This window comes from Streptomyces montanus (assembly GCF_005786655.1).
GTDB classification, from domain to species: domain Bacteria; phylum Actinomycetota; class Actinomycetes; order Streptomycetales; family Streptomycetaceae; genus Streptomyces; species Streptomyces sporangiiformans.
Window position 1 is genome coordinate 14,719 of record NZ_VBZC01000105.1, and the last position, 5,430, is coordinate 20,148.

Annotated in this window: 4 protein-coding genes and 2 pseudogenes; 1 reads left to right on the top strand and 5 read right to left on the bottom strand. The window is 68.7% G+C overall.

Annotation, left to right across the window (positions count from 1 at the left end; genetic code table 11):
* From FE633_RS49065 to FE633_RS44915, 3 genes and pseudogenes are all read right to left on the bottom strand, one after another.
* Window positions 1-441: pseudogene (locus FE633_RS49065) on the bottom strand (acyltransferase family protein); the annotation flags it as partial.
* The gene (locus FE633_RS44910; protein ID WP_138050930.1) at window positions 441-2,774 is read right to left on the bottom strand and encodes a bifunctional polysaccharide deacetylase/glycosyltransferase family 2 protein; all 2,334 of its coding nucleotides are present in this window, start codon (window positions 2,772-2,774) and stop codon (window positions 441-443) included. The gene FE633_RS44910 and the pseudogene FE633_RS49065, both read right to left, overlap by 1 nt.
* Window positions 2,775-2,793: 19 nt before the next feature.
* Window positions 2,794-3,267 (bottom strand): hypothetical protein, encoded by a 474-nt coding sequence (locus tag FE633_RS44915; protein WP_138050931.1) that lies wholly within the window; start codon window positions 3,265-3,267, stop codon window positions 2,794-2,796.
* 177 nt (window positions 3,268-3,444) lie between these two features.
* Between FE633_RS44915 and FE633_RS44920 the strand changes: the two genes are divergently transcribed.
* Window positions 3,445-4,506, top strand: a complete 1,062-nt coding sequence (locus tag FE633_RS44920; protein WP_138050932.1) for a chitinase — start codon at window positions 3,445-3,447, stop codon at window positions 4,504-4,506.
* A gap of 26 nt (window positions 4,507-4,532) precedes the next feature.
* On the opposite strand, the gene FE633_RS44925 is transcribed toward FE633_RS44920, so the two are convergent.
* Window positions 4,533-5,000, bottom strand: a complete 468-nt coding sequence (locus FE633_RS44925) for an imidazolonepropionase-like domain-containing protein (RefSeq protein ID WP_138050933.1) — start codon at window positions 4,998-5,000, stop codon at window positions 4,533-4,535.
* 17 nt (window positions 5,001-5,017) lie between these two features.
* Window positions 5,018-5,430: pseudogene (locus FE633_RS44930) on the bottom strand (dehypoxanthine futalosine cyclase); the annotation flags it as partial.

Sequence of the window (5,430 nt, forward strand, 5' to 3'; positions counted from 1 at the left end):
CGGTGAGGGCGCTGCCGAGCCGGTCGTCCGGCGGTGCCCAGAGGAAGGTGAGGACCGCGATCGGGGCGAGGGACAGCAGCAGGACCGGCACGGGCGCGAGCCGGAACACCCTCAGCAGCAGCGGCGAGAGCAGCACGAACCACAAGTACGTGCGCAGGTACCAGAGAACCTCCCAGGCCTGCGCGCCCCGGGACGCTCCAGGGACTTCGCCGTCAGGGTGCCGGCCAGGGCGAACATGATTCCCATGGAGGGGAAGAGCATGCCCGCCCAGGGCCAGCCGAAGGCGTGGTACGCGACGACGCGGACCAGGGCGATCGCCCGGAGGGCGTCGAAGTAGCGGTCGCGTCCCGCGGGACCCGGCTTCGGACTCGGCTTCGGCTTCGGCTCGGGGGTTGCCACCGTGGTCACAGCGGTAGCCGCTCCCCTGCGATGAGAGCCCATCAGCCCGCCCCCGCCGGTGTTCCGACCTCGCCCGTGCGCTTCAGCTTCTGCCAGCGCAGACGGCCGCCCGTCAGGGCGGTGATGCAGGAGTGGATCAGGACGAGGTACATCATCTGGCGGTACGCGAGCTGCTGGAGCGGAAGCATCAGCAGGTAGCGGTACTTCTCCTTGTCCAGCCTGAACGCGTATGCGGCACAGACGAGTTGGATGCCCAGGACCGCCAGCCACGCCAGCAGTGACGCCTTGAAGTCGACGAAGATCATCGCGTAGACGGTGAACACGTCGATCAGCGGTGCGAACACGGGCGTGAGGATCTGGAAGACGACCACCAGCGGCATGCCGACCCGGCCGAAGCGACCCGAAGGCCCCTTGTCCGTCAGGGACTTGCGGTGCTTCCACAGAGCCTGCATCGTGCCGTACGACCAGCGGTAACGCTGCGACCACAGTTGCTTGAGCGACCTGGGCGCCTCGGTCCAGGCACGTGCGTGCTCCTGGTAGACGACCCGCCGGCCCTCGCGGTGCAGGGCGATCGTGATGTCGGTGTCCTCGGCGAGCGTGTCCTCACTCATACCGCCCACCGCGAGCACGGCCTCGCGACGGAACGCGCCGATCGCACCCGGGATCGTCGGCATGCAGCGCAGCAGGTCGTACATGCGGCGGTCGAGGTTGAAGCCCATCACGTACTCGATGTGCTGCCACGCCCCGATGACGGTGTCGCGGTTGCCGACCTTGGCGTTGCCCGCGACGGCACCGACCTCCGGGTCGGCGAAGGGCTGCACCAACTGCCCGACGGTGTCCGGTTCGAAGACCGTGTCACCGTCCATCATCACCACGATGTCGTAACTCGCGTGCCGTACACCGTTGTTGAGCGCCGCCGGTTTGCCCGCGTTCTCCTGGCGGATGACGCGTACGTTCGGCAGGCCCAGCGACGCCGCGATCTCCGACGTGCCGTCCGTCGAACCGTCGTCGACGACGATGATCTCGATCGGATGGGTGCTCCGCGCCAAGGAGTTGAGCGTGTTGGCGATGCACTCCTTCTCGTTGTACGCGGGCACGATCACGCTCACGGGTCGAGTGACCGGCGGCCCCCAGCTGAACCGGCGTTTGTTGCGCTGCCGGTGGTGGCTGCGGGCGAGTATCAGCATCATCCCGAACCGGCCCATGACGGCGACACCGACGACGGCGAGCCCGGTCGCGAGCCCTGGCACGATCCACTCGGCGACGGCGACGGCCGCGACAAGGGCCTTGCCCTCGTAGAGGGTGGCGCCGGTGGCCGTGCGGTGGGCGGCCTGGGGGTTCGAGGCGCCGTTCTGCTGGGCGGGGCCGCCGGGTTCCTGGCCGGGCTGTTGACCGGCGGGCTGTTGACCGGACTGTTGGTCGGGCTGTTGGTCGGGCTGTTGGTCGGGCTGTTGGTCGGGCTCCTGGCCTGGCTGTTGGCCGCCCTGTTCCGCCTCCTGCTGCCCGATGGCGCCGCTGATGGTGGTGAAGGTGTACCCCTTCGCCTTCATCTTCTTGATGTACGTCCCGAGCGCCTTCACCGTCTGCGAACGCTCACCGCCCGCGTCGTGGAAGAGCACCGACGCACCCTTGTTCTTCGACGGCATGGCCCCCTTGATGATCTTCGAGACACCCGGCCGCTTCCAGTCGTCGCTGTCGGTGTCGACGAAGACGCTGGTGTAGCCCTCCTCGCCGAGCTTCTTGTAGACGGGCCAGCTGTAGTTGTCGATGGCATCCGTCCGGGAGGAGTACGGGGCACGGAACAGCGTGGTCGTGATGCCCGCCGCGCCCGCGAGCGCGAGTTGTGTCTGTTCCATCTCGCGCGTGACGCGGGCGTCGCTCTGGTACGAGAGATCGATGTGCGTGAAGGTGTGGATGCCGATCTCGTTGCCCTGGCCGACCAGGTCCTTCACGAGGTCCGGGTTGCGCGAGACCATCGAGCCGACCACGAAGAAGGTGGCCGGGACGTCGTTCTCTTCCAGGACTTCGAGGATCTTCGGTGTCCAGGTGGGGTTGGGCCCGTCGTCGAAGGTGAGCGCGATGGTCTTCTCCGGCACGGACCTGGACTGCGCCTGACCACCGCGGAACGTCAGGATCGGCCCGCCGTCGAGGACCTCGTCCGGGACGTCGTCGGTGGCGGCCCCGCTGCGTACGCGCTGGTCGCCACCGACCTCGGCGCGCAGATAACCGTCGAGCAGCATCACGCTGGTGAGCGCGAGCAGGAGTAACAGAGCGAGGATCACGCGCGGCTTCTGCAGAGCCGCGGCCTTGCCGGCGGCCCGCTCCATGCGGGAGGGCGCGCGCCTGCGGCCGCGCGAGGGAGTCGTCGTAGCCATGAGTGCGGCTGCCTTTCGGTCAGTTGGCGGCCGCGGAGGCGGACACGGACGGAGCTGAGGACGTAGCCAAGGACGGGTCGGAGGTGGGGATGCCGGTGGGAGCACCGGTGGGGGCACCCGACGGGACGCCCGTGGGAACACCCGACGGGACGCCCGCGGGCGGGGCACCGGTCCGCTGTTCCGGCGGGCTGCCGGTGCCGCCCTGCGGCTGTGCACCGCCGGGTCCCTCGTTCTGCGCACCGGCAGGCCCGCCGCCCCCGAAGGGCAGCAGCGAGGACGGGGACAGCGAGGGGCCCCAGCCCATGAACGCCATGCCGAGCACGACCGCGTACCCGAGGCAGACAACGCCGAGGAGGAGACCGATCCGGCGCAGCAGCTTGGCCCTGCGCCCGGAGTTGTCGACGAACACGGGTCCGTCCTCGGACCCGTTGCCACGCTTATCGCGGCGGCCGCGCTCGTTCGCGCGGTTCTCGATGCCAGGCTCGGATTGCATTCCCCGGACGTTAGGCAGCCTTCATGTGGCAAGAACTCTGATTCTGATGTGAGACAGCCATGAGAATCGCCTTAACCTGTGCGGTCCCTGAGAGAACCCGCGTTGATTTCATGAAGCCCGGCCACTTGTGAGACGTTGCCCGTCCCAGACGCAAGTCACGAGAGCGGTGCATGTGCCATGAGGAGTCTCCTGAAACCAGCTGCCGGGCTTGTCTTGGCGACAGCCTTGTCCTGCACCGGGTGCTCCTCGGACACGCCACCCCCGCAGTCGGCCCCCTCGGCCCCCTCGGCTCCGAAGACGCCTTCGCAGTCGCCTTCGCAGTCGCCATCGCCGTCACAGTCACCGCCGGCGACGTCCTTACCGGGTCCCGCGTACGCCCCGTACGTCAGCGCCACCGCGGCCTCCGACAACGAATCGGCGGGCTCCCCGTCGGCGTACAACCTGGCCTTCGTGATCGCGGGCCGCGGCGGCTGCACGCCGACGTGGGGCGACAAAGCCATCGGCGACTCGGCGGTGAAGTCCAGGATCTCGGCGCTGGCGTCGTCCGGCAGCAGTATGCGGGTCTCCTTCGGCGGAGCGTCCGGCAAGGAGCTCGCCACGACCTGCGACAACGCCTCCAAGCTGGCCAAGGCCTACGCGACCGCGCTCGACGCCGCCGGCGCGAAGGAGGCCGACTTCGACATCGAGGCCGCCGCGTTGGCCGACTCCAAGTCGGTCGCGGTGCGCTCCAAGGCCATCGCCCTGCTCCAGAAGGAGCGCCCCGAGGTCCGGGTGTCCTTCACGCTGCCCGTGATGCCGCACGGCCTCAACGCCAAGAGCCTGGCCGTGCTGGAGTCCGCCAACGACAACGGTGTGCAGGTCTCCACGGTCAACATCATGACGATGAACTACGGCAGTTCGTTCGACGATGACATGGGCACTTACGCCATCGCCGCGGCCAAGGCGACCCACAAGCAGCTGCAGGGCGTCTTCGACCTCTCGTCCGAGGACGCCTGGAAGGGCCTCGCGCTCACCTCGATGATCGGCGTCAACGACGTCGACAACGAGACGTTCACGCTGTCCGACGCGGCCCAGGTCCGTTCGTTCGCCGAGGAGAAGGGCGTCGCGTGGGTGTCGATGTGGGCGGCGGCCCGCGACACGGCGTGTGCGCGCGGCAAGTCGTCGGCGAAGGGCCCGCGGACCGACTGCAGTGGGATCAGGCAGAGTTCGGGCGCGTTCGCGGAAGCCTTCTCGGGCTGACCAGGGGCTGACCAGGGGCTGCGACCCTATCGCCGCCTGTGCACCAGGCGGCCCGCGCAGACCGTAGCGATGCAGGTGCCGTCCTCGTCGAACACGGCGAGGTCGGCGCGGCCCGCTTCCCGGATGGCGGGCGGCGCTGCGTCCGGAAGCACGACGGTGTCCGGAAGCACGACGACGTCCGTACGCCCGGCCGCGGCCCGGAGTTCGGGCGTATCGGCGTACCTCTCCAGCACCGCCACCGCGCCCAGCTTCAACACCGCGTGAATGCGTTCACGCGGTGTCGGTGCGTCCGGGATGGGCCCTCTGTGGATCAGGGCGGGCCCGAGCACCCCGGGCCACCGACGCACCCGTGCGTCGGGAAACCGTTCCCGGATCTCCGCGAACGTCCCGACGGCCGCCACCCGGTCCCGTCCCACGACGACCGCACCGTCCTTGATCGGCTCCCCGCGGTCCCAGCCGACGCGTACCTCGTCGGCTGCGTGAATCGTCTCCAACTCGCCCTCTTGCCGACTCAGTTGGAAGCGAGCAGCTTCAGCTCGGGGTGGGCGGTCCCGCCCTCGATCGCCGTCGACGAGATGTGCGACTGGACCCGCTCGTCGACGGGGTCGTTCGCCGGGTCGTCGTGCACGACGATGTGCTCGTACGTGGTGGTGCGCTGGGCCGGGACGCGGCCTGCCTTACGGATCAGGTCGATGATCTCCATGCGGTTGGAGCGGTGCTTGGCACCGGCCGACGAGACGACGTTCTCCTCCAGCATGATCGAACCGAGGTCGTCGGCTCCGTAGTGCAGCGAGAGCTGGCCGACCTCCTTGCCGGTGGTGAGCCAGGAGCCCTGGATGTGGGCGATGTTGTCCATGAACAGCCGCGCGATGGCGATCATCCGCAGGTACTCGAAGAGCGTGGCCTGCGTACGGCCCTTGAGGT